At 70.5% G+C, this 25,418-nt stretch carries 24 protein-coding genes; 17 read left to right on the forward strand and 7 right to left on the reverse strand.

Annotation, left to right across the window (positions count from 1 at the left end; genetic code table 11):
- Positions 1-140: 140 nt before the first annotated feature.
- From mptB to MB1_RS03400, 7 genes are all read left to right on the forward strand, one after another.
- Positions 141-1,994 carry a polyprenol phosphomannose-dependent alpha 1,6 mannosyltransferase MptB gene (gene mptB / locus MB1_RS03370; protein WP_066903689.1) on the forward strand — a complete coding sequence of 618 codons (1,854 nt, stop codon included), beginning with the start codon at positions 141-143 and terminating at the stop codon, positions 1,992-1,994.
- Positions 1,995-2,070: 76 nt separating this feature from the next.
- Positions 2,071-2,973, forward strand: coding sequence for an ABC transporter ATP-binding protein (locus MB1_RS03375; RefSeq protein WP_066904163.1), 903 nt, complete (start codon positions 2,071-2,073; stop codon positions 2,971-2,973).
- The gene (locus MB1_RS03380; protein ID WP_066903691.1) at positions 2,970-3,812 is read left to right on the forward strand and encodes an ABC transporter permease; all 843 of its coding nucleotides are present in this window, start codon (positions 2,970-2,972) and stop codon (positions 3,810-3,812) included. Before MB1_RS03375 ends, MB1_RS03380 begins: the two co-directional genes overlap by 4 nt.
- Before the next feature lie 67 nt (positions 3,813-3,879).
- Positions 3,880-4,869 (forward strand): COX15/CtaA family protein, encoded by a 990-nt coding sequence (locus tag MB1_RS03385; protein WP_066903693.1) that lies wholly within the window; start codon positions 3,880-3,882, stop codon positions 4,867-4,869.
- Positions 4,870-5,024: 155 nt separating this feature from the next.
- Positions 5,025-5,273: a hypothetical protein gene (locus MB1_RS03390; RefSeq protein ID WP_066903695.1), complete on the forward strand. Its 249-nt coding sequence runs from the start codon at positions 5,025-5,027 to the stop codon at positions 5,271-5,273.
- Positions 5,270-6,295 (forward strand): alpha/beta fold hydrolase, encoded by a 1,026-nt coding sequence (locus MB1_RS03395; RefSeq protein WP_066903697.1) that lies wholly within the window; start codon positions 5,270-5,272, stop codon positions 6,293-6,295. Before MB1_RS03390 ends, MB1_RS03395 begins: the two co-directional genes overlap by 4 nt.
- Positions 6,292-7,497, forward strand: a complete 1,206-nt coding sequence (locus MB1_RS03400; protein WP_066903699.1) for a glycosyltransferase family 4 protein — start codon at positions 6,292-6,294, stop codon at positions 7,495-7,497. Before MB1_RS03395 ends, MB1_RS03400 begins: the two co-directional genes overlap by 4 nt.
- A gap of 4 nt (positions 7,498-7,501) precedes the next feature.
- On the opposite strand, the gene MB1_RS03405 is transcribed toward MB1_RS03400, so the two are convergent.
- The 5 genes from MB1_RS03405 to MB1_RS03425 form a co-directional block, all read right to left on the reverse strand.
- Positions 7,502-8,680, reverse strand: coding sequence for a glycosyltransferase (locus MB1_RS03405; protein WP_066903701.1), 1,179 nt, complete (start codon positions 8,678-8,680; stop codon positions 7,502-7,504).
- 22 nt (positions 8,681-8,702) lie between these two features.
- A complete protein-coding gene (locus tag MB1_RS03410) occupies positions 8,703-9,626 on the reverse strand; it encodes a DMT family transporter (protein ID WP_157083884.1) in 924 nt (307 codons plus the stop codon).
- A gap of 169 nt (positions 9,627-9,795) precedes the next feature.
- Positions 9,796-10,482: a response regulator gene (locus MB1_RS03415; protein ID WP_066903705.1), complete on the reverse strand. Its 687-nt coding sequence runs from the start codon at positions 10,480-10,482 to the stop codon at positions 9,796-9,798.
- Complete coding sequence (locus MB1_RS03420) at positions 10,479-11,705, reverse strand: sensor histidine kinase (protein WP_084350760.1); 1,227 nt, start codon at positions 11,703-11,705, stop codon at positions 10,479-10,481. Before MB1_RS03420 ends, MB1_RS03415 begins: the two co-directional genes overlap by 4 nt.
- 87 nt (positions 11,706-11,792) lie before the next feature.
- On the reverse strand, positions 11,793-12,158 hold the full coding sequence (locus MB1_RS03425; protein WP_066903709.1) for a hypothetical protein: 366 nt from the start codon (positions 12,156-12,158) through the stop codon (positions 11,793-11,795).
- A 139-nt stretch (positions 12,159-12,297) separates the two neighbouring features.
- On the opposite strand from MB1_RS03425, the gene MB1_RS03430 reads away from it, so the two are divergent.
- A complete protein-coding gene (locus MB1_RS03430) occupies positions 12,298-13,275 on the forward strand; it encodes a quinone oxidoreductase family protein (protein ID WP_066903711.1) in 978 nt (325 codons plus the stop codon).
- Between the two features lie 68 nt (positions 13,276-13,343).
- Here MB1_RS03430 and MB1_RS03435 read toward each other — a convergent pair whose 3' ends face one another.
- Positions 13,344-14,336 (reverse strand): heme o synthase, encoded by a 993-nt coding sequence (locus MB1_RS03435; protein ID WP_066903713.1) that lies wholly within the window; start codon positions 14,334-14,336, stop codon positions 13,344-13,346.
- Positions 14,337-14,683: 347 nt separating this feature from the next.
- Between MB1_RS03435 and tkt the strand changes: the two genes are divergently transcribed.
- The 9 genes from tkt (at position 14,684) to MB1_RS03480 (ending at position 23,940) form a co-directional block, all read left to right on the forward strand.
- Positions 14,684-16,786, forward strand: coding sequence for a transketolase (gene tkt, locus MB1_RS03440; protein WP_066903715.1), 2,103 nt, complete (start codon positions 14,684-14,686; stop codon positions 16,784-16,786).
- A gap of 53 nt (positions 16,787-16,839) precedes the next feature.
- Positions 16,840-17,958, forward strand: a complete 1,119-nt coding sequence (gene tal / locus MB1_RS03445; RefSeq protein ID WP_066903717.1) for a transaldolase — start codon at positions 16,840-16,842, stop codon at positions 17,956-17,958.
- Between the two features lies 1 nt (position 17,959).
- Complete coding sequence (zwf, locus tag MB1_RS03450; protein ID WP_066903719.1) at positions 17,960-19,501, forward strand: glucose-6-phosphate dehydrogenase; 1,542 nt, start codon at positions 17,960-17,962, stop codon at positions 19,499-19,501.
- Entirely contained in the window at positions 19,498-20,424 is a 927-nt protein-coding gene (locus MB1_RS03455; RefSeq protein ID WP_066904165.1) for a glucose-6-phosphate dehydrogenase assembly protein OpcA, read from the forward strand. Before zwf ends, MB1_RS03455 begins: the two co-directional genes overlap by 4 nt.
- Positions 20,421-21,164 (forward strand): 6-phosphogluconolactonase, encoded by a 744-nt coding sequence (gene pgl, locus MB1_RS03460; protein WP_066903721.1) that lies wholly within the window; start codon positions 20,421-20,423, stop codon positions 21,162-21,164. Before MB1_RS03455 ends, pgl begins: the two co-directional genes overlap by 4 nt.
- 109 nt (positions 21,165-21,273) lie before the next feature.
- Entirely contained in the window at positions 21,274-21,456 is a 183-nt protein-coding gene (locus MB1_RS03465; protein WP_066904167.1) for an antitoxin VbhA family protein, read from the forward strand.
- Positions 21,457-21,470: 14 nt separating this feature from the next.
- Positions 21,471-22,106, forward strand: a complete 636-nt coding sequence (locus MB1_RS03470; protein WP_066903723.1) for a Fic/DOC family protein — start codon at positions 21,471-21,473, stop codon at positions 22,104-22,106.
- 110 nt (positions 22,107-22,216) lie between these two features.
- A complete protein-coding gene (locus MB1_RS26275; RefSeq protein WP_084350762.1) occupies positions 22,217-22,801 on the forward strand; it encodes a TetR/AcrR family transcriptional regulator in 585 nt (194 codons plus the stop codon).
- Between the two features lie 140 nt (positions 22,802-22,941).
- The gene (locus tag MB1_RS03480; protein WP_066903727.1) at positions 22,942-23,940 is read left to right on the forward strand and encodes a sterol desaturase family protein; all 999 of its coding nucleotides are present in this window, start codon (positions 22,942-22,944) and stop codon (positions 23,938-23,940) included.
- On the opposite strand, the gene MB1_RS26890 is transcribed toward MB1_RS03480, so the two are convergent.
- Positions 23,928-24,266 carry a helix-turn-helix domain-containing protein gene (locus MB1_RS26890; RefSeq protein ID WP_369406846.1) on the reverse strand — a complete coding sequence of 113 codons (339 nt, stop codon included), beginning with the start codon at positions 24,264-24,266 and terminating at the stop codon, positions 23,928-23,930. The genes MB1_RS03480 and MB1_RS26890 overlap by 13 nt on opposite strands.
- Positions 24,267-25,418 lie beyond the last annotated feature (1,152 nt).

Here is a 25,418-nt window from a genome sequence, read left to right on the forward strand (position 1 = left end):
GAATTACCGGGACGGTTCCAGCAAGGGTGCCCTCACTCGACCCCGCACGCAGCACCCCGCCCACCAGCACAGTTGCGTCGATCACATCCGGGACCCGGTCGAGCGACGGCGCCGGTGGGCCGCCGGGCTAGGCTCGCCCAATGTCGACCAGTTCGGTTCCGGGCACCGAGCACGAACGGCAACCCGCCGTCGCCTCGTCCGGATGGCGACACAGGCTGCGCAGCCTGATCGGCCTCGAACCACTGCGCCCGGACCGACCCACCCACGGTGTCGAGGTCCTGCACTCCGTCGAACCGGACGTCCCGTCGACGACGGGCTACGACGCCGCCCTGCTGCGCCGCATCCGCCGCCTCGGAGCGACCGGAACGATCCTGATGGGCATCGCCGCCCTCGGCGCCGGCGCGCTTCCGGTGCTGCAGAACCCGGTGCAGGGCCTGCGTGTCCTCGGCCTGCCCGCCCGGATGCCGACCGTCTCGCTCGCCGTCGCGATCACCGGTACCGCGCTGCTGGTGATCGCCTGGTTGATGCTCGGCCGCTTCACCGTCGGCACCGAGGCGGACGGCCGTCCGCGCCACCGCCTGACCGTGCGGCAGTTCCACCACACGTTCATCCTCTGGGTGACGCCGCTGATCTTCGTACCGCCGATGTTCAGCAAGGACGTCTACTCCTATCTCGCGCAGAGCGAGATCGCGGTGCGCGGCCTCGACCCGTACGCGATCGGGCCCGCCGGCGCGCTCGGCGTCGACAACGTTCTGACGCGCACCGTCCCGACGATCTGGCGCGAGACGCCCGCGCCCTACGGTCCGCTGTTCGTCTGGCTCGGCGAAGGCATCGGGCGCGTCGTCGGGGACAACATCATCGCCGGCGTTCTGCTGCATCGGCTGCTGGCGCTCTGCGGGGTCGCCCTCGCGGTCTGGGCCCTCCCCCGGCTCGCCCGCCGCTGCGGGGTCTCGGCGGTCAGCGCGCTGTGGTTGGGCGCGGCAAATCCGCTGGTGATCCTGCATCTGGTGGCCGGCATCCACAACGAGGCGCTCATGCTCGGGCTGGCACTGACCGGCATGGAACTGTGCCTGCGCGCCCTCGACCGCGTCGGTCCGGCCGGGAGTGGTCCCGGCGGGCGAGCGGGGCCGTGGACACCGGGCACGATCGCGCTGCTGGTCGCGGGCGCAGCGGTGATCTCCCTGTCCGCGGCGATCAAGATCCCGTCGCTGCTCACCCTGGGATTCGTCGGCGTCGCGCTCGCCCGCAAACTCGGTGGATCGCTGCGCGACCTGATCCTGAGCGCTGTGGCGCTCGCGACGATCGCCGGCACGGTGATGCTCGGGGTCAGCCTGGCCAGCGGGCTCGGCATCGGCTGGACGGGCACCCTCGGCACCGCCAACGCCGTGCGCAGTTGGATGTCGTTGCCGACGCTGCTCGGCCTGGCCGCCGGCCAGGGCGGGGTGCTGCTCGGCCTCGGCGACCATACGACCGCCGTGCTGTCGTTGACGCGCCCGATCGCCGCCGCGATCGCCGGCTTCATCGTGATCCGGATGTTGATGGCGGTGCTGGTCGGCCGGCTCGATCCGGTCGGCGCCCTCGGCGTCAGCCTCGGCTTCGTGGTGCTGCTCTTCCCGGTCGTCCAGCCCTGGTATCTGCTCTGGGCGGTCATGCCGCTCGCCGCCTGGGCGACCCGCCCGATGTTCCGCATCCCGACGATCGCCGTGTCCGCGATCGTCGGGATGATCCTGATGCCGAACGGCGGCGAGTATCCACCCTTCGTCATCGTGCAGGCCGCGCTGGCGTGCATCGCCACCGTCGCGATCATCGCGCTGTCGACCCGCCGGCTACTGCCCTGGCCGTCGCTCCCGTTCGGCACATCCCGACGCCGACACGGCACGTCGACGGCGCTACGCGACGACGACTCGGACGCGTCACCCGACGGCGAAGCGACCCCTGGCCGCCCCGGCTCGACCGACCTGCGCATACCCTCGTCACGTGAGCCACGGTCCTGATCTGTCGTCGCGAGACGATGCCCACCCGGTCAGCCGCGGCTATGCCGACCCCACCGGTACCGACTGCGCCGTCTCGCTGCGCTCGGTCGTTCGCACCTTCGGTGACCGCCGCGCCGTCGACGGGGTGAGCTTCGATCTGCCGCGCGGCGAAGTGCTCGCCCTGCTCGGCCCCAACGGCGCCGGCAAGACGACGACCGTCGAGATGTGCGAGGGCTTCGCGGCACCGGACAGCGGCGAGATCCGCGTCCTCGGTCTCGACCCGATGGTCCGGACCGACGCACTGCGGGCCCGCATCGGCGTGATGCTGCAGGGTGGCGGAGCCTATCCGGGCTCCCGCGCCGGGGAGATGCTGTCGCTGGTCGCCTCCTACGCCGCCGATCCGGTCGACCCCGCGTGGTTGCTCGATCAGCTCGGGCTGACCGCCGCCGCCCGGGTGCCCTATCGGCGCCTCTCGGGCGGTCAGCAACAGCGCCTCGCGCTGGCCTGCGCGCTGGTGGGCCGTCCGGAACTGGTCTTCCTCGACGAGCCGACCGCCGGCCTCGACGCCCAGGCCAAACACCTGGTGTGGGAGCTGATCGACGCGCTGCGCCGGGACGGGGTCAGCGTGCTGCTGACCACCCACGCGATGGACGAGGCGGAACAGCTCGCCGACCGCGTGGTCATCCTCGACAACGGCCGCGTCGTCGCGTCCGGATCGCCGAAGGAGCTGACATCCCGCGGCGCCGAGGGCCAACTGCGCTTCACCGCCCCGGCCGGCCTGTCGCTCGACCTGCTGGTCGACGCGCTGCCCGAGGGGTACAAGCCCACCGAGGTCTACGCCGGCCAGTACCTGGTCGAGGGAACGATCGACCCCCAGGTCGTCGCCACCGTGACGTCCTGGTGTGCCCGACACAATGTGCTCGCCACCGACCTGCGGGTCGAGCAGCGCAGCCTCGAGGACGTCTTCCTCGAACTGACCGGACGGGAGTTGCGCGGATGACCTCCGCTCGCGGCGCCTTCGATCCCGCCGTCCGCGGATCGAAGTCCATCGGCCACCGGGGCACCGCCTCGACCTTCCCGCCCGGCACCTTCCGCCCCGATCCGCGTCCCGCGTCCCGGGTGAAGATGCTGCTGGCGCAGTCCCGGCTCGAACTGACGCTGCTGCTGCGCAATGGCGAGCAGTTGCTGCTGACCCTGCTGATCCCGGTGACCCTGCTGATCGGACTGGCGCTGCTGCCGATCGGTGGCGGCGACCGCGCCGAACGACTGGCGACCCTGGTACCGGCGATCGTGGCGATCGCGGTGATGTCGACCGCCTTCACCGGCCAGGCGATCGCCGTTGGCTTCGACCGCCGCTACGGGGCGCTCAAACGTCTCGGCGCGACCCCGCTGCCGCGCTGGGGCATCATCGCCGGCAAGTCCGCCGCGGTGCTCTGCGTGGTCACCCTCCAGGCGATCGTGCTCGGCGCGATCGGCGCCGCGCTCGGCTGGCGGCCGAGCATCGCCGGTCTGGCGTTGGGCGCGGTGGTCATCGCGCTGGGCACCATCACCTTCAGCACGCTGGGCCTGTTGCTGGGCGGCACCCTCAAGGCCGAGGTGATCCTGGCGCTGGCCAACGTGATCTGGTTCGTCTTCGCCGGCATCTGCGGGCTGGTCTACGCCCGCGATGCGGTGCCCGCGGCGGTGCACACCCTGATCGAGTTCACCCCGCCCGGCGCTCTGGCGATCGCGCTGACCGAGGTGGTCGGCGGGACGCTGAGCGCGCTGCCGATCCTGGTGCTGGTGGTCTGGGGGTTGCTCTCCGGGGTCGCCGCGGTGCGGTACTTCCGCTTCGTCTGAGCGCGCCCGCCCCGGTGCGCACCGGGCCCACTACAGCCTGTCGTTGACCACCGACTAGCATGCTTGCGTGCTGTATCGCGTGTTTCTCTCGCTCGTCGACCGGTTTCCGAATCCGAGCGTGCGCACGCAGAGCCTGCTGGCCGCGCTGACGCTGTTCACCCAGGCCGGGATCTCGGTCACCGGGGCGACCGTCCGCGTCACGGCGTCCGGCCTCGGCTGCCCCACCTGGCCGCAGTGCTTCCCCGGAAGCTTCACCCCGATCGGCGTGTCCGAGGTGCCGGTGCTGCACCAGGCGGTCGAGTTCGGCAATCGCCTGCTCACCGGCGTGGTCGTGCTGGCCGCCGCGGCGATCGTGATCGCCGTGACCCGCGCCCGGCGCCGCCGCGAGGTGCGCGTCTACGCCTGGCTGATGCCGGCGGGCACCGTTCTGCAAGCGGTCCTCGGCGGTCTGACCGTGCTCAGCGGACTGCTGTGGTGGACGGTCGCGGTGCACCTGTTGGTGTCGATGGTGATGGTCTGGTGGGCCGGCGTGTTGTACGTCAAGGTCCGCGAGGACGACGACGTACCGGTCACCGAGACGATCCCCGGACCGCTGCGGGCGCTGATCGTGCTGTCCTCGTTGGCGCTGGTCGGCACCCTGATCGTCGGCACGATGGTCACCGGAGCGGGGCCGCACGCCGGCGACAAGAGCGCCGATCGCACCGTTCCGCGCCTCGAGATGGAGATCGTGACGCTGGTGCACGCGCACTCCCAGTTCATGGTCGCCTACCTGGCGCTGCTGGTCGGCGTGGTCTGCGGGCTGCTCGCGGTCCGCGCGCCCGGCTTCGTTCTGCGCCGCGCCTGGTGGGTGATCGGCATCGTGATCGCACAGGGTTTTGTCGGCATCGTGCAGTACTTCACCGACGTGCCCGCCGCGCTGGTCGTCCTGCACGTGGCCGGCGCCGCGGCCGCGACCGCCGCCACCGCCATGTTGTGGGCCGCCGGGCGGGCCCGGTACATCTCGCCGACCGACGGAACGCTCGGCCGCCGCGCCTCCGAACCGGCGGGCGTGGCGTAGCCGCCGAACAGACGTCGGCGATACCGCCGACGCCTGGAACCCCGAGACGGCTGCTGCGTTCGTGGTAGGTCCGATCTAGACGTTGGGCCGACGACTCGGGCGTGTCGTTCGCGTTGACTGGGTGAGTACCCGGCGACCGACGTCTGTGAGGCCACGTGACCGAGCTGTTCAACTGGATTCTCGAATCCGTGCAATCGGTGGATCCGATGTGGCGGGCGGTGCTCGCCGGGCTCGGGATCATGCTCGAGACCAGCATCCCGGTCGGGCTCGTCGTCCCCGGCGACACGATCGTCGTGCCGGCGGCCACCGGCGTGGCCTCGGTGCCCGAGGCGATCTGGCTCGGTGTGGCGGTGGATCCCCCGAGCGACCCGACCATCCAACGCAGCCCGGAGCCGACCCGATGACACCACCCGATCCACACGGAACGCTCGAGCGTCGCCTGGACGCGTTGGCGATGGTCCGCTCCGGCTCCGGCCACGAGGTTCTCCCCCTGACCTCGGCCGCGACGCACGTCTGGAGCTACGGTCCCGCCGGCGCCGGCCCGACCGTGCTGATGCTGCACGGCTTCCGCGGCGACCATCACGGACTCGAGCTGCCGGCCGCGTTCCTGCCGAACTATCGCATCGTGATTCCCGACCTGCCCGGTTTCGGCGCGTCGGAGCCGCTGCGAACCGGGGACCACTCGGTGCTCGGGTACGCGCGGTGGGCGCGGGAGGTGCTCGACGTCTACACGCGAGCCGGCGATGTGGTGCTCGTCGGGCATTCCTTCGGCTCGGTGATCGCCGCCGCCACGGCCGCGACCGCACCGATGGACGCGGTCGTCGGGGTCGTTCTGATCAGTCCGATCCCGGCGCCCGTCCGACGGGTCCAGCCGCGGTCCGCGACGGTCTGGGCCGACGGCTTTCATCGATGGGCCGGTCGCCTGCCGGAGCGGCTCGGCGACCGGTTGCTGCGGCATCCGCTGGTCACCCGGGTCAGCACGACCCTCACCCTGACCACCCCGGACCCGGCGGTCCGCCGCTGGATTCACCGCGAGCACCGCCGGCACTTCTCGTCCTTCGCCAGCCGGGACATGCTCCTCGAGGCCTACGACGCCGCGGCCGGCGGCTCGGTCGACGCGTACGCCGAGCGGATCGACGTGCCGACCCGACTGATCGCCGGGCGCATCGACCGGCTCGCACCGATCGCCGAGCTGCACCGAACGGCCGCGCTCTTCGAGGACGCCGAGCTGACCCTGGTCGACGGCGTCGGCCATCTGCTGCATTACGAGGCCCCGGAACGGGTCGCCGCGGTCATCCATCACGCGGCCGGCCGAGCCGGCCTGTCGGCCACCCTGGGCACCGCCGCCGGTGGCGCCGCGCCGGCATCCGGTCGCGGCGGTGCCGCACCGCTGTCGGGGCTCGCGCCGAAGCCGATGTCCGAATGAGGGCGCTGATCGACTGCCGCTACGTGCGGCCCGAGCAGCACGACGGCATCAGCCGGTTCACCGCCGAACTGGTCACCGAACTCGCGCGCCTGCATCCGATCGAGATGCTGATCAGCGACGAGCGGCAGTTGCATCAGCTACCCGATCTTCCGTGGCATCGCATCAGTGCGCCGACCAGCTGGCGGGAGCCCTTCGTCGCGCGGCAGGTGCGCGCGCTCGCACCGGATGTGGTGTTCAGTCCGATGCAGACGATGGGTGGGTGGGGCCGCACCTATCCCCTGGTGTTGACCCTGCACGACCTCATCTACTACCGACATCGCACCCCGCCCGCGGACCTGCCCGAGCCGGTTCGGCTGCTGTGGCGCGCCGCCCACCTGAGCTGGTGGCCGCAACGCCTGCTGCTCAATCGGGCGGACCACGTCGTCACCGTCTCGCAGACCACCGCCGACCTGATCCGTCGCAATCGGTTGACCCGGCGCGACGTCACCGTCGTCTACAACGCGCCGAGTCCGGCGTTGGTCGCGCACGCGGACATCCCCGGCCCCCGCGGCCCTGTTCCGGCGGAAGCCCCGAGCGGCCCTGCTATCCCGGCTATGCCGGTATCGGTGCCGGGCGACGCTGCTATCCCGGCCGCCCGACCGGACGGCCCGGGCGTGCTGGTGTATATGGGCTCGTTCATGCCGTACAAGAACGTCGACACCCTCGTGCGGGCGGCACGCCTGCTGCCCGACCACGAGCTGCATCTGATGAGCCGCATCACCGCCGCGGAAGAGGCACGGCTGCGGGAGATCGCCGGGGGGAAGCTCGGCGGGGGCGAGGTGGGCGGGGGCGCGCGGTTGGTCTTCCACAACGGCGCCACCGACGCGGTCTATCGGGAGCTGTTGGGCCGCGCGACCGCATTGGTGACCGCCTCCCGCGACGAGGGCTTCGGGATTCCGCTGGTCGAGGCGATGGCGCTCGGCGCCCCGGTGGTGGTCAGCGATATCCCGGTCTTCCGCGAAATCGGCGGTGAAGCGGCATATTTTGTCAATCCGGATGACGCCGAGGGGTTCGCCGCGGCGATCGAGAGATTGAGCGACCGCGACGAGTGGACGCGCCGATCGGCCGCCGCTCGCCGACAATCGGAAACCTTCACCTGGAGCAGGTCGGCCGCGGTGCTGTCGGATCTGCTGGTCCGACTGGCAGACCGCGGCCGACGCTGAGCGCTCAGGCGGTCAGACCGTCCGGCACCGGCGCGCGACCGCGGCCCAACTGCTCGAGGTAGAAGTCCTCGAAGGTGTCCAGCGTCGCGGAGAATGCGTGGCGCCCTGCGCTGCGGCGCGCCGTCGCCCCGAGCCGGGCACGCAGGTCGGTGTCGCCGAGCAGCAGCGCCAGCGGTGTCACCAGATCGTCGATATTGCCGGGCTCGTACAGGAAGCCGGTGACGCCCTGTTCGACCAGATGGGGCAGCGCCATCGCGTCCGCCGCGACCACCGGCAGGCCCGAGGCCATCGCCTCGAGGGTTGCGAGGCTCTGCAATTCGGCGATGCTGGGCATGCAGAAGACATCGGCGCGGGAGTAGGCGCGCAGCAACTGCTCATCGCTCACCCGCCCCCGAAACGCAACGCGGTGCGCGACTCCCGTCCGCTCGGCCAGCTGGGTCAGCGCCGCCCGTTGGGGGCCGTCACCGACCACCTCGAGGCGAGCCCCCAGCGCGACCGGCAGCCCGGCAAGGCCGAGAATCAGCTCCTCGACCCGCTTCTCGGCGTCCAATCTGCCGACGAACAGCATCGTCGGCCGGTCGGTGTGACGGTGCACCCGCGGCTGATGGTGTTCGATATCGATACCGTTCGACACCGCATGAGCCCCGACCAGCCCGGCGCGCGTGGTCAGCAGTTCGACCGCCCTCGGGGTCGGTGCGGTCACCACGTCGGCACGCCGGTACACCGCGCCCAGATCCCGCCACAGCCGCCGGCCGACCGAGGCGTGCATCATCCGCGGCAACGGCAGGTAGCCGACGATGTTCTCCGGCATCAGGTGGTTGGTGGCGATCAACGGCAGCCGCGAGCGGCGGGCCCCGTTGACCACCGCCCGGCCGAGCACCAGGTGCCCGTTGGTGTGTACGACGTCGGGGTGGATGTCGGCGATGACGGTCTCGACCGTGCGAGCCGCGACCCACGGCAGGCAGACGCGCAACGCGTCGAGCGACGGGTATCGGCGCGAGGCCACCCGGTGCACGGTGACGCCGCCGATGATCTGTGTGCGGGCGGGGCCGTCGGGCGATGGGGCGACCACGTGCACCTCGTGTCCCCGTCCGGCCAGCCCCTCGGCCAGCCGGCCGGCAAACCTGGCCGCCCCGTTGACATCCGGTGGGAAGGTCTCGGCACCGATAAGAATGCGAAGCATGACGATTCTCCAGGGGTAGCGATCAGCGAGCGGACAGGGAGACGAGTTCGGGCCGGTCGACCACCGCGGCGTCCGGGTGATGGCGCGCGAGCAGCAGGACTCCCCCGACGGCCAATATCGCTCCGCCGCAGAGGATCACGGTTGCGCTCGGCGTCGTGCCGGCTCCTTCGCCGAGCAGCAGGGCACCGAGGATGATCGCCACGATCGGGTCGATCACCGCAAGAGCGCCGATCACGATCTCCGGGGCACCGGCCAGGTAGGCCTGCTGAATGAGCCAGACGCCCGCGCCGAGCACCGCTCCGATCGCCGCGACCGCTGCCAGCAGCCGGATGTCGAGCAAGCCGATCTCACCGGCGAGTACCGGATAGGACACCGCCCGCACCAGGGAGGAGACCAGACCGAAGGCGGCGGCGCCCGCCGCGGCCAACAGGACCGCGCGCCACCGCCCGGCGGTGCGCAGCCCGATGTGGGACAGCGCCGCGACGACGGCCGCCACCGCGATCGTGGCCAGCAGGATCCCCGACCAGGAGGGCGCGTAGCTGACCACCGAACCGGCGGATACCAGCACGAAGATCAGCACCCCGATGATGCTGATCGCCGTCCCCGCCACCACACCGGCGGTCGGGCGACGCCCGGACCGTGCGGCGGTGATCAGGACGGTCAACGGCAGGGCGAGTGCGCCGATCGGCTGCACCACCCGCAGCGGGGCCAGCAACAGGGCGACGGCGTGGACCGCGGTCCCGGCGCCGGCGAGGCCCAGACCGATCAACCAGGGCGGCCGGCGTACGACCGTCCCCAGCTGCCGCGCGCCGAGGACGTCCGCGCAACCCGACCCGGACGGCGCCGTCGAGCCCGGCCGCCGCGTCGCACCGCGACCGACGTGGACCGCATAGTGCTGGAGGGTGGACGACACGGCGAAGCAGATCGCGCCGATGACAGCTAGCACGATCGCCGGAACCACAGCGGACGCAGCGGTACTCACCGTCGGCCCGGGCCGCGGTCACGAGGGTCGCCGAGGCGCCCGGTGCAGGTCGATCCGTAGAGGAATTCCACCCCTCAAGCGTCGCCGCCGGAGGGTGTCGCGCGCATCGGCCCGCGGGGGTGTCCGTCCGGTACTACGAGCGCGGTACGTCGGCCGGACCTATCCGGACCAACCCTGATTGATAGGCGACCACCACCAGTTGGGCACGGTCGCGCAGATCGAGCTTCGTCATCGACCGATTGACGTGAGTCTTGACCGTCGTCGGCGAGATATGCAGGCGCTCGGCGATATCCGCGTTGGTCAACCCCTCGGCGACCAACGCGACGATCTCCCGCTCCCGGGCGGTCAGCTGCGTGAGCCGCTCGGGGACCCCGGCGGCCGCGACACGGCTCGGCTGGGCCAGGAAGGTCGCGATCAGCGACCGGGTGGCGGCGGGTGAGAGCAACGCCTCACCCGCGGCGACCAGGCGAATCGCCTCGAGCAGGTCGTCGGGCTCCACACTCTTGCCCAGGAAGCCGCTCGCGCCGGCGTGCAGGGCCAGATAAACGTACTCGTCGAGCTCGAAAGTCGTCAGGACCAGCACTTTCACCCCGGCGAGGTCCTCGTCGGCGCTGATCCGTCGGGTCGCCTCCAAACCGTCGAGGCCGGGCATCCGAATGTCCATCAACACCACGTCGGCGCGTTGGCTGCGGGCCATCTCGACGGCCCGGGCACCGTCGTCGGCCTCCCCCACCACCTCGAGGTCGTCGGCGCCCTCGATCAGCACCCGGAACCCGGCGCGGATCAGCGACTGATCGTCGGCGATCAGGACCCGGATCACGCGCGCACCGCCTGCTGCGCCACCGGCAGTTGAGCCAGTACCCGGTAGCCGCCCTCGGGCGTGGGGCCGACCTCCAGGGCGCCGCCGACCGCGCCGACCCGTTCGCGCATCCCCACCAGGCCCAGGCCCGAACCCACGGGGACCGCCTCGGCCGGCGCCCCGTCGATGACGGGATCGGGATCGACATCCGCACCACCGGCGGTATTGGTGATGTCGACGACGATGCCGGTGGGCAGGGCGGTCAGCGTCACCACGGTCGGTGCGCCGAACGCGTGCTTGTGGACATTGGTCAATGCCTCCTGGACCAGGCGGAACGCGGTCAGATCGACCGACTCGGGCAACAGCGGCAGCCGCTCGGGTACGTCGACCTCGATCAGCGCCCCGAACCGGCGGAACGACTCGACGAGTTGGTCGAGCCCCGCCAGACCGGGCGACGGCGAGGTGGGCAGCACGGCGCCGTCCTGACGCAGCACTCCGAGGACCGACTGCAATTCCACCAGGACCGTGCGCCCGGCTTCGCGGACATGTCCGAGCGCGTCGGTGGCCGCCGCCGGATCGCGCTCCATCAGATGCGACGCCGCGGCGGCTTGGACGCTCATGACCGCCACCTGATGAGCGATGACGTCGTGCAGGTCGCGGGCGATCCGCAGGCGCTCCTCCGCGACCCGCCGCCGGGCGATGTCCTCGCGCGAGACCTCCGCCCGGCGGGCTCGATCCTCGAGGGCGACAACCGTCGAGCGGTGCGCCGCGATCGCGACACCGACGGCGGTGACCGTCCACAGCCACAGCAGAACGTTCTCCGGCAGATCCCAGGGCCGCGCGATCAGGCTCGCGCCGGCGAGCACCACCGACACGAGACCGGCGACGGCCAGCGCCCGCAGGAACGGCGCCCGGAAGGTGTAGGTGTACATCGCCACCGACAGGGCAACGGCTGCGATCGGCAGGATGTGGCCGCCACCGAGCGACGCCGCACCGATCGCCGTCGCGGCGGCGAGGACCGCGGCCGGGCGGCGGCGCACCCGGATCAGCGCGAAAGCGAGCACCACGGTGAACACGACGCCGGTCGGGTCGAGTCGCAGGTCGAACGGCGCGTCCTCCCACGCCTCGGCCGGCAGCAGGATCGGTCCGATCAGAAAGACGAGACCGACGAGGACACCGAACGCGATGTCGACCGTGGTGGTGTGGTCGCGCACCACGTCACGGACGAACCGGAGCATTCGCATGCCTTGAATGGTAGGAGCCGGGCCGCGACCGAAGCCGTCCGCGCTCGCAGTCCCGACCTGCCACGACGGCGAAACCGCAGGTGGGGACTACTCGTCGCCGGCGGAGGGGAACTTCGAGGAGCGGGCCACCCAGCCGGCCATCTTGGCGTAGTGGCCGGGAGCCGGATCGGCCTTCGCGACCATCTCGCGCTCCCACTCGTCGACGACGCTGATCTCTTCGATCTGCTCGAGCACCGCGACCGCCGTACCCCGATCGCGGACGACCTCGTCACCGAGGACGCCGTCATCGCCGACCAGCATGATGCGCACCCCGGCGCGACCGATCGGCGCGACCACCGCCTGCGCATTGCCGTGGGTGGCCACGAAGCGGCGCAGTTCGGCAACGGTCTTCTTGACGACGCGCTCGTCGTGCGCGGTGACGGTGCTGGCTGCGGAATCGGACGAGTCGCTCATGCCCACGACAATAGCGATCCCCGCCCGCCGCTCCCCCGCGAGAGTGACGATTTCTGCCGTCGAACCGCAGATATCGACACACCGACGGTCGTTGCGGCCAAGGCTTCCGGGGTCCGCGGTGGGCGTGTAGAACGGCGGTATGCGCGCTATTCGGGTGGAACAGTTCGGTGGTCCGGAAGTCCTGGTCGAGCGGGAGCTGCCCGACCCGCAGCCGGGAGCCGGTGAGCTGCTGGTTCGCATCGAAGCGGTCGGCGTCAACTTCATCGACACCTACTTCCGCAGCGGCCTCTATCCGCGCGAGTTGCCGTTCACGCTCGGCCAGGAGGCGGCCGGCGTCGTGGTCGCGGTCGGCCCCGACCAGCCCGAGGGCATCGTCTTCTCCCCCGGCGATCGGGTGGCGTGGAGCGACGGCGGGTCGGGCGGCTACGCGACCGAGGCGATCGTCAAGACGGCGCGCGCGGTCGCGGTGCCGGATGGGTTGTCCCCCGAGGTCGCCGCGTCGGCGCTGCTGCAGGGCATGACGGCGCACTATCTGGCGCACTCGACGTATCCGATCCGGTCCGGCGACACCGTGCTGGTGCACGCCGGGGCGGGCGGGGTCGGGCTGCTGCTCACGCAGATGGCGGTCGCGGCCGGCGGCCGGGTGATCACCACGGTGTCGACCGACGACAAGGAGAAGCTCTCCCGGGAGGCGGGGGCGTCCGATGTGCTGCGCTACGGCCCGGACCTGGCGGATCGGGTGCGCGAGCTGACCGACGGCATCGGCGTCAACGCGGTCTACGACGGGGTCGGCGCGCCGACCTTCGACGCCTCGCTCGCCTCGCTGAAGGTGCGCGGCACCCTGGCCCTCTACGGCGCCGCCGGCGGCCCGGTGCCCCCGGTCGACCCGCAGCGCCTCAACGCCGCCGGTTCGGTCTATCTGACCCGTCCGACGCTGGCCAACTACACCGCCGACCGCGCCGAACTCGAGGAGCGGGCCAACGACGTACTCACCGCGATCGTCGAGGGCCGCCTGCAGCTGCGTGTCGGCGAGACCTATCCGCTGGCCGACGCCGCCCGCGCCCACACCGATCTGCAGGCGCGCCGCACCACCGGCTCGGTGGTCCTCGTCCCCTGACCCATACGTTTCGGGAGGCCTACCCGCGCCGCGCGCGGGTGAGCCTCCCGAATCGTGTGAAGAAGAGGTCAGCGACCGAGCAGGTCCAGGACGGTCGGCATGGCGAGGATCGAGTCGACGGCGAGGCCGCAGCAGAGGATCGCCAGGTAGTTGTTCGACTGCAGGAACAGGCGCAGCGGCTTGATCGGATCGCCGCGGCGCACCCCGGCGGCGAGGCGATGCGACAGCACGATGAACCAGACGCCGAGGGCCACGGCGGTGATGGCGTAGATCAGCCCGGCGACGGGAATCAGGGCCAGCGAGGCCGCGACGGTCGCCCACACGTAGACGACGATGCGGCGGGTGACCTGCTCCTCGGTGGCGACCACCGGCAGCATCGGCACACCGGCGGCAGCGTAGTCCTGCTTGTAGCGCATCGCGAGGGCCCAGGTATGCGGCGGCGTCCAGAAGAAGATCACCAGGAACAGCGCGATCGCGGGCCACTGGATCGTCCCGGTGACCGCGCTCCAGCCGACCAGCGTCGGCATACAGCCGGCGGCGCCGCCCCAGACGACATTCTGCGAGGTCCGGCGCTTGAGGATCATCGTGTAGACCAGCACGTAGAACAGCACGGTCGCGACCACGAGCAGGCCGGAGAGCAGGTTTGCCACCCACCACAGCCAGAGGAACGACACCACGGTCAACGCCACGCCGAAGATCAGCGCATTGCGCGTCGACACCGCCTCGCGGGCGAGCGGCCGGCGCTCGGTGCGCTTCATGCGCTTGTCGATGTCCGCGTCGACCACACAGTTGAGCGTGTTGGCTCCCGCGGCGCCGAGGCAGCCGCCGAAGAGCGTCGCGAGGATCAACGGCAGGTTCGCCGAGCCGCGATCCGCGAGCAACATCGTCGGAATCGTCGCGACCAGCAGAAGTTCGATCACCCGCGGCTTGGTCAACGCCACGTACGCCCCGATGCGGGCCTTCACCCGTCCCGCCACGGAGGCCGCCGGTTCATCCGCGGCAACAGCGCTGGGCGAGGGGGCGGCGAGACCGTGTCCGGAGGTCGATCGCCCGAGCTGCACCAACCGTCTCCCTCGCCTGTCTTCCCCAGCCGGCCCCGACAACGGCCCGCTACTACAGGCGATGGTAGACCGCGTCCTTTCGCGGGCCGACATCGCCCGGCCACGCGTGTCGCCGGCGCCGGGTCGCGGGGCTCCGGGGCGGGCGCCGCGTACAGCAGGTCAACATCAGGTATCCGGAATCTTGCCGACGAACCGAATCGTTACCGTCAGCACTACGCTGGAACGGGGACCTTCCACACGTCGGACACCGGCCGAACGCCGGAACGCGATACGCCGCGGTGACGGGCGTGGTCGGCAAGTCCTCCCGGACCGTATCGACGGCACACAACGTCAGGAGAATCAGTCTCGTGTCGACCACCACAGACGAGATCGCCGCTCTCACCCAGCCCAGCCACCCGGAGGGATGGACCGACCTCGACACCCGAGCCGTCGACACCGCCCGGATCCTGGCGGCCGACGCCGTGCAGAAGGTCGGCAATGGGCACCCCGGCACCGCGATGAGCCTCGCGCCGCTGGCCTACACGCTGTTCCAGCGGGTGATGCGGCACGATCCGAACGACACCGAATGGGTCGGTCGCGACCGCTTCGTCCTGTCCGCCGGGCACTCGAGCCTGACGCTGTACATCCAGCTCTACCTCGGGGGCTTCGGCCTCGAGCTCGCGGACCTCGAGGCGCTGCGCACCGAGGGCTCGCTGACCCCGGGCCACCCGGAGTACCGGCATACCCGCGGCGTCGAGATCACCACCGGGCCGCTCGGCCAGGGTTTGGCCTCGGCCGTCGGCATGGCGATGGCGTCCCGCCGCGAGCGGGGCCTATTCGATCCGAAGCCCGCCTTCGGCGAGAGCCCCTTCGATCACTACATCTACGTGATCGCCTCCGACGGTGACATCGAGGAGGGCGTCACCGCCGAGGCCTCCTCTCTCGCCGGCACCCAGCAGCTGGGCAACCTGATCGTCTTCTACGACGACAACCGCATCTCGATCGAGGACGACACCCGGATCGCGCTGACCGAGGACACCGCCGAGCGGTACCGCGCCTACGGCTGGCATGTCCAGGAGGTCGACGGCGGCGAGAACGTCGCCGGCCTGGAGAAGGCGATCGCCGCCGCCAAGGAGGTGCACGACAAGCCGTCGTTCATCCTGGTGCGCACGATCATCGGCTACCCCGCCCCCGACAAGATGAACACCGGCGCGGTGCACGGCTCGGCGCTCGGCGCGGAGGAGGTCGCCAAGACCAAGGAGATCCTCGGGTTCGACCCGGAGAAGTCCTTCGAGGTCTCCGACGAGGTCATCGCCCACACCCGGCTGCTGCTCGACAGCGGCAAGACCGCCCACGAGCAGTGGGAGGTCGGCTTCGAGGAGTGGAAGCAGCGCGAGCCCGAGGGCCGCGCCCTGTTCGATCGGCTTGCCGCCGGCAAGCTGCCCGAGGGCTTCGACGAGGCCTTCCCGACCTGGGCGGTCGGCGACAAGGCGATCGCCACCCGGGCCGCGTCCGGAAATACGCTCTCCGCGGTCGGCCCGGTCATGCCGGAACTGTGGGGCGGTTCGGCCGACCTCGCCGGCTCGAACAACACCACGATCAAGGGCGCCGACTCCTTCGGACCGACCTCGATCTCCACCTCGACGTGGAACGCCCAGCCGTACGGACGCACCCTGCACTTCGGCGTCCGCGAGCACGCGATGGGCGCGATCCTGTCCGGCATCGTCCTGCACGGGCCGACCCGCCCCTACGGTGGCACGTTCCTGCAGTTCGCCGACTACATGCGGCCCTCGGTGCGCCTGGCCGCGCTGATGGACATCGACCCGATCTACGTGTGGACGCACGACTCGATCGGCCTCGGCGAGGACGGCCCGACCCACCAGCCGGTCGAGCATCTCGCCGCGCTGCGGGCGATCCCGAACCTCGCCGTGGTGCGCCCGGGTGATGCGAACGAGACCGCGCACGCCTGGAAGGCGATCCTGTCGAAGATCACCGGCACCGGGCCGGTCGGCCTGATCCTGACCCGTCAGGGTCTGCCGATCCTCGAGGGCACCGACGCCGACGGCGTCGCCAAGGGCGGCTACATCCTCGCCGAGTCGTCGACCGAGGTTCCGGAGGTCATCCTGCTGGCCACCGGGTCCGAGCTCCAGCTGGCGGTCGCGGCCCGCGAGACCCTCGAGGCCGAGGGCGTCGGTACCCGGGTGGTATCGCTGCCGTGTTTCGAGTGGTTCCTCGCCCAGGACCAGGACTACCGGGATTCCGTGCTGCCGCCGTCGGTGAAGGCGCGGGTCTCGGTCGAGGCGGCGATCGGCATGCCGTGGTACCGCCTCGTCGGGGATGCCGGCGAGATCATCTCGCTGGAGCACTACGGAGAGTCCGCAAGCGACAAGGTTCTTTTCAAGAAATTCGGGTTTACCCCGGAGGCGGTGGTCGCCGCGGCGAAGCGCGTGACCGGCCGCACAGCGAACTGACCGCACCCCACCGCGGTGGACGCGGTGTACCTGCACCGAAAGGGACTGCTCCCATGGCTCAGAATCCGAATCTCGAGGCGCTCTCGAACGCGGGCGTCTCGGTGTGGCTCGACGATCTCTCGCGCGGCCGCATTCGCAGTGGCAATCTCACCGAGCTGATCGAGGGCGACTCGGTGGTCGGCGTGACCACCAACCCGTCGATCTTCCAGGCGGCGATCGGTTCCGGTACCGACTACGCCGATCAGATCAAGGAGTTGGCGGCCCGCGGCGCGGACGTCGACGCGACGATCCGCACGCTGACCACCGACGATGTGCGCGAGGCCTGCGACATCTTCGCCCCGATCTACCAGTCGACCGGCGGCGTCGACGGTCGTGTCTCGATCGAGGTCGATCCGCGGCTGGCGCACGACACCGACGGCACGGTCGCCCAGGCGGTCGAGCTGTGGAAGATCGTCGACCGGCCCAACCTGCTGATCAAGATCCCGGCCACCCTCGCGGGCCTGCCGGCGATCGCGAAGGTGATCGGCGAGGGCATCTCGGTCAACGTGACGCTGATCTTCTCGGTCGAGCGCTACGGCGCGGTCATCGAGGCCTTCCTCGAGGGCATCGAGGCCGCCAAGACCGCCGGCCACGACGTCTCGAATATCCACTCGGTCGCATCGTTCTTCGTCTCGCGCGTCGACACCGAGATCGACAAGCGCCTCGAGGCGATCGGTACCCCGGAGGCGCTCGACCTGCGCGGCAAGGCCGGCGTCGCCAATGCCCGCCTGGCGTACAAGCTCTACCGCGAGCGTCTCGAAGCCGGCGAGCGGTTCGCCCCGCTCGCTGCGGCCGGTGCCAACGCGCAGCGTCCGCTGTGGGCGTCGACCGGCGTGAAGAACCCGGCCTACTCGGACACGATGTACGTCGCCGATCTCGTCGGACCGAATACGGTCAACACGATGCCGGAGGCGACGCTGCGGGCGTTCGCCGATCACGGTGTGGTGACCGGCGAGACGATCGACGAGGCCGCGCTGGCCGCCGACGTGTTCACCAAGCTGACCGATATCGGCATCGACCTCGAGGACGTCTTCGCCGTGCTCGAGACCGAGGGTGTCGACAAGTTCGAGAAGGCCTGGAACGAGCTGCTCGACGCCACGTCCGAGACGCTGCAGTCCGCCGGGGAAAGCTGAGATGGCGGGTTCCGACTCGGGAGGACCGGCCAATCCCCTACGTTCCGAACGGGATCGGCGCCTCCCGAGAATCGCCGGGCCCTGTTCGCTGGTGATCTTCGGTGTCACCGGCGACCTGGCCCGGCGCAAACTGCTGCCGGCGGTCTACGACCTGGCCAATCGCGGCCTGCTCCCGCCGGGTTTCGGCCTGGTCGGGTTCGCGCGCCGTGACTGGTCGGACGAGGACTTCGCCGCGGAGGTCCGGTCGGTCGTCGAGAAGCACAACCGCACCGGCTTCCGGCCGGAGGTCTGGGATCGGTTGGCGGAGGGCATCCGCTTCGTCACGGGCACCTTCGACGATCCGGAGGGCTATACCCGGCTCGCCGAAACCCTCTCCGGGCTGGACACCGACCGGGCGACGGCGGGTAATCACGCCTTCTACCTGGCGATCCCGCCGAACGCGTTCCCGGTGGTCTGCGAGCATCTGTCGGCGTCCGGGTTGGCCCAGGACACCAACGGGCATTGGCGACGGGTCGTGATCGAGAAGCCCTTCGGGCACGATCTCGACAGTGCCAAGGAGCTCAACGACATTGTCGGGGCGGTGTTCTCGGAGGACGAGGTCTTCCGCATCGACCACTACCTCGGCAAGGAAACCGTTCAGAACATCCTGGCGTTGCGCTTCGCGAACCAGCTGTTCGAGCCGATCTGGAACTCCAACTACGTCGACCACGTGCAGATCACGATGGCCGAGGACATCGGCATCGGTGGCCGCGCCGGGTACTACGACGGGATCGGCGCCGCCCGCGACGTCATCCAGAACCACCTGCTGCAGCTGTTGGCGTTCGTCGCGATGGAGGAGCCGATCAGCTTCGAGCCGGAGCAACTGCGCGCCGAACGCATCAAGGTGCTCTCGGCGACCCGGCCGGCCCAGCCGTTGGACGAGACGACCGCCCGCGGTCAGTACGGCGGCGGCTGGCAGGGCAGCGAACCGGTGGTCGGCTTTGCCGACGAGCCGGGCTTCTCCCCCGGCTCGACCACCGAGACCTATGCGGCGATCACCGTCGACGTCGGTACCCGCCGCTGGGGCGGCGTGCCGTTCTACCTGCGGACCGGCAAGCGGCTCGGCCGCCGGGTCACCGAGATCGCGTTGGTCTTCAAACGGGCACCGCACCTGCCGTTCGACCAGACGATGACCGAGGAACTCGGCCAGAACGCGCTGGTGATCCGGGTGCAGCCGGACGAGGGCGTCACCCTGCGGTTCGGCTCGAAGGTGCCGGGCTCCGGCATGGAGGTCCGCGACGTCAACATGGACTTCGACTACGGCTCCGCATTCACCGAGGCCTCCCCGGAAGCCTACGAACGACTGATCCTCGACGTCCTGCTCGGCGAGCCCTCGCTCTTCCCCGATCGCGAGGAGGTCGAGGCGTCGTGGCGCATCCTCGACCCGATCCTCGAGTACTGGGCCGCCGAGGGCAAGCCGGACACCTACCCGGCCGGCAGTTGGGGTCCGACCTCGGCCGACGAGATGCTCGGCCGGACCGGGCGCGAATGGAGGCGACCGTGATCGTCGATATTCCGGAGACCTCGACCGGCGAGGTTTCCCGCCGGCTGGTGGATCTGCGCAAGGAGGGTGGCGCGATCACCCTCGGTCGGGTGCTGACCCTGCTGGTGTCGTTGCCGGCCGGATCGGCCCGCGTCGAGGAGGCGATCACCGCCGCCAAGCACGCCGGCAACGAGCACCCCTGCCGTGTCATCGTGCTGCAGCCGCTGCCCGACGAGCCGGGCCCCGGCCTGGACGCGCAGATCCGGGTCGGCGGCGACGCCGGGGCGTCCGAGGTGCTGGTGCTGCGGTTGCGCGGCGACCTGGCCTCCCACGAGGCCGCGGTGGTCATCCCGTTCCTGCTGCCGGATACCCCGGTGGTCGTCTGGTGGCCGGAGGCGGCTCCCGACGTCCCCGCCGAGGACCCGCTCGGCGCGTTGGCGAAGCGGCGGATCACCGACGCCACCCTCGGCGTCGACCCGCCCGCGGCGATCCGCGCCCGGATCGGCAGCTACGTCGCCGGCGATACCGACCTGGCGTGGAGTCGTACCACGCCGTGGCGGGCGCTGCTGGCGTCCTGCTTCGACGAGGCGGAAACCGCGACCACCCTGACCGGCCCGGGGGCGAGCGCCGTCGTCACCGGCCGACACAACGAGCCGGCCTTCGATCTGATCGCCGGCTGGCTCGCGACCCGACTGAACATCCCGGTCACCCGCACGGTCGGTGAGCCGCTCGTCGAGATCACCAGCGACGAGGAGTATCTGCGGCTGAGCCGGCCGCAGACCGAGCTGACCGGGCTGCTCAGCCGGTCCGGACTGCCGGATGCGCTGGTGCCGCTGGCGCGCCGCGATACCGACGTCTGCCTGGCGGAGGAGTTGCGCCGGCTGGACGCCGACGAGGTCTACCACGAATCGCTCGACGGTATCGAAAGGGTGAGCTACCCATGACCGACGCTCGCACCGAGGTCGTCGTCCTCCCGGACGCGGCAGGGGTGGCCGAGGCCGCCGGCGCCCGGCTGGTCGAGGCGATCATCGCCGCTCAGGGAGCCCGCGGTACCGCATCGGTGGTGTTGACCGGTGGCGGCACCGGCATCGCCACCCTCGCCGCCGTGCGGCATATCGACGCGGGCACCGATCCGGGTATCGACTGGTCGAACGTCGACATCTGGTTCGGCGACGAACGGTTCGTGCCCGACGGCGACCCGGAACGCAACGTCGACCAGGCCCGCGAGGCGCTGCTCGACCATGTGGAGATCTCCGAGGAGTCGATCCACGCGATCGCGGCCTCGGACGATCCGGCCGTCGACGGCGACCCCGCGGTGGCGGCGGCCGCCTACGCCGCGGAGTTGGGTGACAACCCGACCTTCGACGTGCACCTGCTCGGCATGGGCGGCGAGGGGCACATCAACTCGCTGTTCCCGCATACCCCCGCCGTTAGGGAGACCGAACAGTTGGTGGTCGCGGTGACCGATTCGCCGAAGCCGCCGCCGGTGCGGGTGACGCTCACCCTGCCCGCAGTGCATCGGGCGCGGCAGGTGTGGTTGCTGGTCGCGGGTTCCGAGAAGGCCGAGGCGGTCGCCGAGGCGATCGGTGGCGCCGACCCGGACGACTGGCCGTCCGCCGGTGCACACGGCACGGAGGCGACGGTCTGGTTCGTCGACGAGAAGGCCGCCGCCAACCTGGACTGACCGGGGGCCGAGCGGTGCCGTGGAGCAGACAGGCACCGCTCGGCATCCCGCCGTTGTCCCGGGCAACCGCGTATTCTGGAACGAGTCGGTCCACGAGGAGGGAACGCAGGTGATCACACCGGGTATCGCCAAACGCCGCGTACGAGCCGTGCGTGCCACTCGTCGCAACACCGAACTCGAGGGCAGCCGGAGCACTCCGGAGACCCGCGCCGACCAGGACGACTACGCACGCGGCGCGATAACGGCCGCCGAACTCGGAGAACGCGTCCGCCGACGCTACAACGTTCAGTAGTCGGCTGGTTCGCCGTGCATCCGTGGGACACCGGTGACGCGGAAGCCAATTGGTTGGGATACTTCCTACCGGGTACCACCGTCCTGCGGAACCGGATAGGGGCAACCACCGCCCGGGCGTTGGAGAACGCCGAGAACGACCTGGTCGAGGCCAGAATCATCGAACTGCGCGACGATCCCTCGGTCCTGGGCGATCGCTCGTACGATCTCATCTTTCTGCTCGCCATTCATCGGCACCTCTTTCGGGATGTATACGACTGGGCGGGCCAGATCCGCACCGTCGGCATCTCCAAGGGCGACGAGTCCTTCTGTCCGCCCGGTAGCATCGCGCAGCCGATGCACCACGTGGCGGCCGAGGTCCATCGGCTCGGCCGACTCCGGTCGGTCGCGTCGGCCGATCTCCCCAAGACGGTCGCCTATCTGTACGACTACGTGAACTTCGCTCACCCGTTTCGTGAAGGCAACGGTCGGTCGACCCGAGAGTTCTTCGACCTGCTCCTCGCGGAACGAGGTAGCGGGCTCGACTGGGAAAGGACCGATCGGGACGAGCTGTACAGGGCATGCCACGCCGCCCGCGCCGACAGCGATATCTCCGGATTGACAGCGATGTTCTCGACAATCCTCGACGACGACGCCGCTTACGACTTCTGAACCCGGACCGACATCACAGACCGACACGCCCCGGGGTTCCGCACCCCCGGGGCGTGTTGTGTTGGTATGCGTGTACCACCATTTTCGGGGCATGAAGACGGGGGGTCGATATGCCTCGACGAGCGGACCATGGTCTGCGTCGCCAACACATCACCGATGCCGCACGCCGCGTGCTCATCCGGGACGGCATGTCCGCGGTCACCTTTCAGTCGGTGGCCGCGGAAGCCGATATCTCGGTGCGGCTGATCCAGTACTACTTCGGCGCGAAGGACGTCCTGCTGCGGGCGATCCACCGCGCCGCCCGCGACGACGGGGCGGCAGCCTTCTCCGACGCCCTGGCCCGACACGTCGCCACCGCCGATCAACGCTCCTCGGTGCGCGCACTGCTCCTCGCGGCGCTGCCCGACGAGCCGCAACGGCAGGCGGACGCGATCGTGCTCGAGGCGTTTCGCTGCGCCGCCTTGACCGGTTCGGACATCGGCGCCGAGGACGTCGGCGACGGTCGCCATACCCTGGTCACCCTGCTGACCGAGGAGCTCCAGTTCGCGGGGCACCCGCGCGCGGCCCTCGACGCGGAGGTCCTCGCCACCCTGGCGATCGGCCTCGCCGCCGATCTCACCGCGAGCATCATCGACCTCGACACCGCGCGCGAGGTCGTCGACCGGGCCCTCGACGGCATGCTGCAGCCGGTCTGACCGTCGCACCCGCACCGCCGGTTCCGATCCGAGTACCCGAATGGCCACGGCGAACGGGGTATTCGGACGGAACATCGGGAAGATCCGACTCCGGGTTGGCCGGGCGGGGCGGCCTGCTCGGGCCTGGCTAATCTGATCGCATGATCGACCTGTGGGAATCGATTCCGGAGGACTTCCGGGATCCGCTCGTCCTCGCGACGCCGTTCTTCGCGCTCTTCCTGGTCCTGGAGATCGCCGCGGCCGCCCTGCTCGAACACCGCGAGCACGGTGCGGCCGAGCCGTCCCGCCCGCGTCGGGGCGCGTACTCGGCGCGCGACGCGCTCTCGAGCATCTCGATGGGCGCGGTGTCGATGGCGACATCGACCGCGTGGCATTCGCTCGGACTGATCGCCTATGCGGCGCTCTACGTCTACGTCGCGCCCTGGCACCTACCCACCAACACCTGGTGGGCGTGGGTGCTGGTGATGATCGCGGTCGACTTCCTCTTCTACTGGACCCACCGCGTCTCGCACCGGGTGCGCATCCTGTGGGCGACCCACCAGGCACACCATTCGAGCGAGTACTTCAACTTCTCGACCGCTTTGCGGCAGAAGTGGAACAACTCCGCCGAGGTGATCATGTGGTTGCCGCTGCCCGCGCTCGGCGTGCCGCCGGCGATGATCTTCTTCGCCTTCTCGCTGAACCTGATCTACCAATTTCTGCTGCACACCGAGCGGGTCGACACCCTCTGGCGGCCGGTCGAGTTGATCCTCAACACCCCGTCACATCACCGGGTCCACCACGGCCGCGACCGCGAGTACCTCGACCGCAACTACGGCGGCATCCTCATCGTCTGGGACCGCATCTTCGGCAGCTTCCAACCGGAGACCCACCGCCCGCACTACGGGCTGACCACCCCGGTCGACACGTACAACATCGTGCGCCTGCAAACCCACGAGTACATGGCGATCGCCCGGGATGTGCGCGCCGCGCCGGGCCTGCGCGAACGGCTCGGCTACCTCTTCGGACCGCCGGGATGGCGGCCGTCGGCCGCGGACAGGGCGGTGACGGATGCGCCGCCTGCCGAGCCGGATCGTGACCCGGTGGCGACGGCGGGATCTCGGCTCGACCGGGCGGCCGAATCGGCTCAGGGCAGGTGAAGTTTCCGGAGTTGCCGACGCGACGAGATACCGAGCTTGCGAAAGATGTTGCGCAGGTGCGCGTCGATCGTGCGAGGACTCAGGAACAGCTGTGCGCCGACCTCCCGCGAGGCGTTCGCCGGTGGCGCGCAGCTCACGGGCGGCGCGGGCGGCAAACGCCTCGGCGCCCATGGACGACAGCAGGTCGTAGGCGGTGCGCAGGCTGTCGCGCGCATCCTGACGGCGGCCCTCCCGGCGCAGCCACTCCCCGTAGACGAGATGGGTGCGGGCCAGGTGGGTGACAGCGCGACTGCCCGCCAACAGTTCGATCGCCTCCCGATAGCCATTCTCGGCGGCGGTCCCGCTGCTGATCAGCGCACGCGAGCGCGCCGCCAGCCCGAGCCCCCACCGGGTGTCGCTGGCGGAGGCGCGGGCATCGAGTTCCTCGGTCGCTGCGGCGGCGCGGTCGTGCGCCCCGGCCCGTGACGCGGCCTCCACCAGTTCCGGAAGAGCCAGGTTGCTGTGCACCAATTCGTGCGACCGACTGGCACGGTCGGCCGCGTCACGCGCGATCGGGTAGTTGCCGAGACCGTTGTGCAGGACCGCGCGGGCGTACTCGGCCAGGGTGACCGCCGTGCCCTCGCAGCGCGCGGTCGCCTGCTCGACCGCCGCTTCGTACATCCGGTCGGTCTCGACCTCGCGTCCGTACCAGGCCGCCAGCACCAGCTGGGCATGCGGTAACGGCAACGCGCCGATCGCTTCCGCGATGGCCGTGCCTTCCGCGGCCGCCTCGCCGGCGTGTGCAAGTTCGCCCCAGTGCAGCAGGGTGATCGACAACATCAGCAGAGCGGCGGGCAGCGACGCCAGGGCACCCGAATCGCGGGCGAGGTCGACCGCACAGCACGCCAGGCGGTAGACCTCCTCGTCCTCGTAGAGCCCCGCGGCGGTCCGGCTGGCCAGCCAGAGCCACTGACTGTCACCGGCCGAGGCACTGCGGATATCCGCGGCGGCCCGATCGGAGTCGAACGCGGTCAGGGCGCGTCGCAGGTCGGGCACCCCGGCCGCGTACCCGCGGGTCACCGTCGCGACCAACCCGTCGAGCAGCAGGTCCGCCGGTCCCGGCGCCCCGGGTGGTGCGGGCGCGGCCAGCGCCGCCCGTGCCACCTCCGGAACGCCGAGCCCGTCGCCGGAGTCGCCCAGGATGGTGGCGGCATCGAGGGCGTGCAGATAGGTCTCCCTGGCGAGTCCCGCGGCGCCGAGGTCGGCGAGGGTGTCTGCCGCGTCGAGCAGCATGCCCGGTACCTCGCTGCCGCGGGTCCGGTGGAACGCGATCTGTGCCCGCAGCAGTTGCAGGCGGGCCCGCTGCAGGGTGTCGAGCGGTCCGGCGGCGGCCAGATCGGCCAGTTCGCGGGCGGCCTCGGAGGCGCCGGCCTCCTGTTTGGCGTATCCGGCCTCGAGGGCGCGGCGCGCGCGACGCGCCGGGTCGGGCGACAACTCCG

Source organism: Millisia brevis NBRC 105863 (assembly GCF_001552615.1).
Lineage (GTDB): Bacteria > Actinomycetota > Actinomycetes > Mycobacteriales > Mycobacteriaceae > Millisia > Millisia brevis.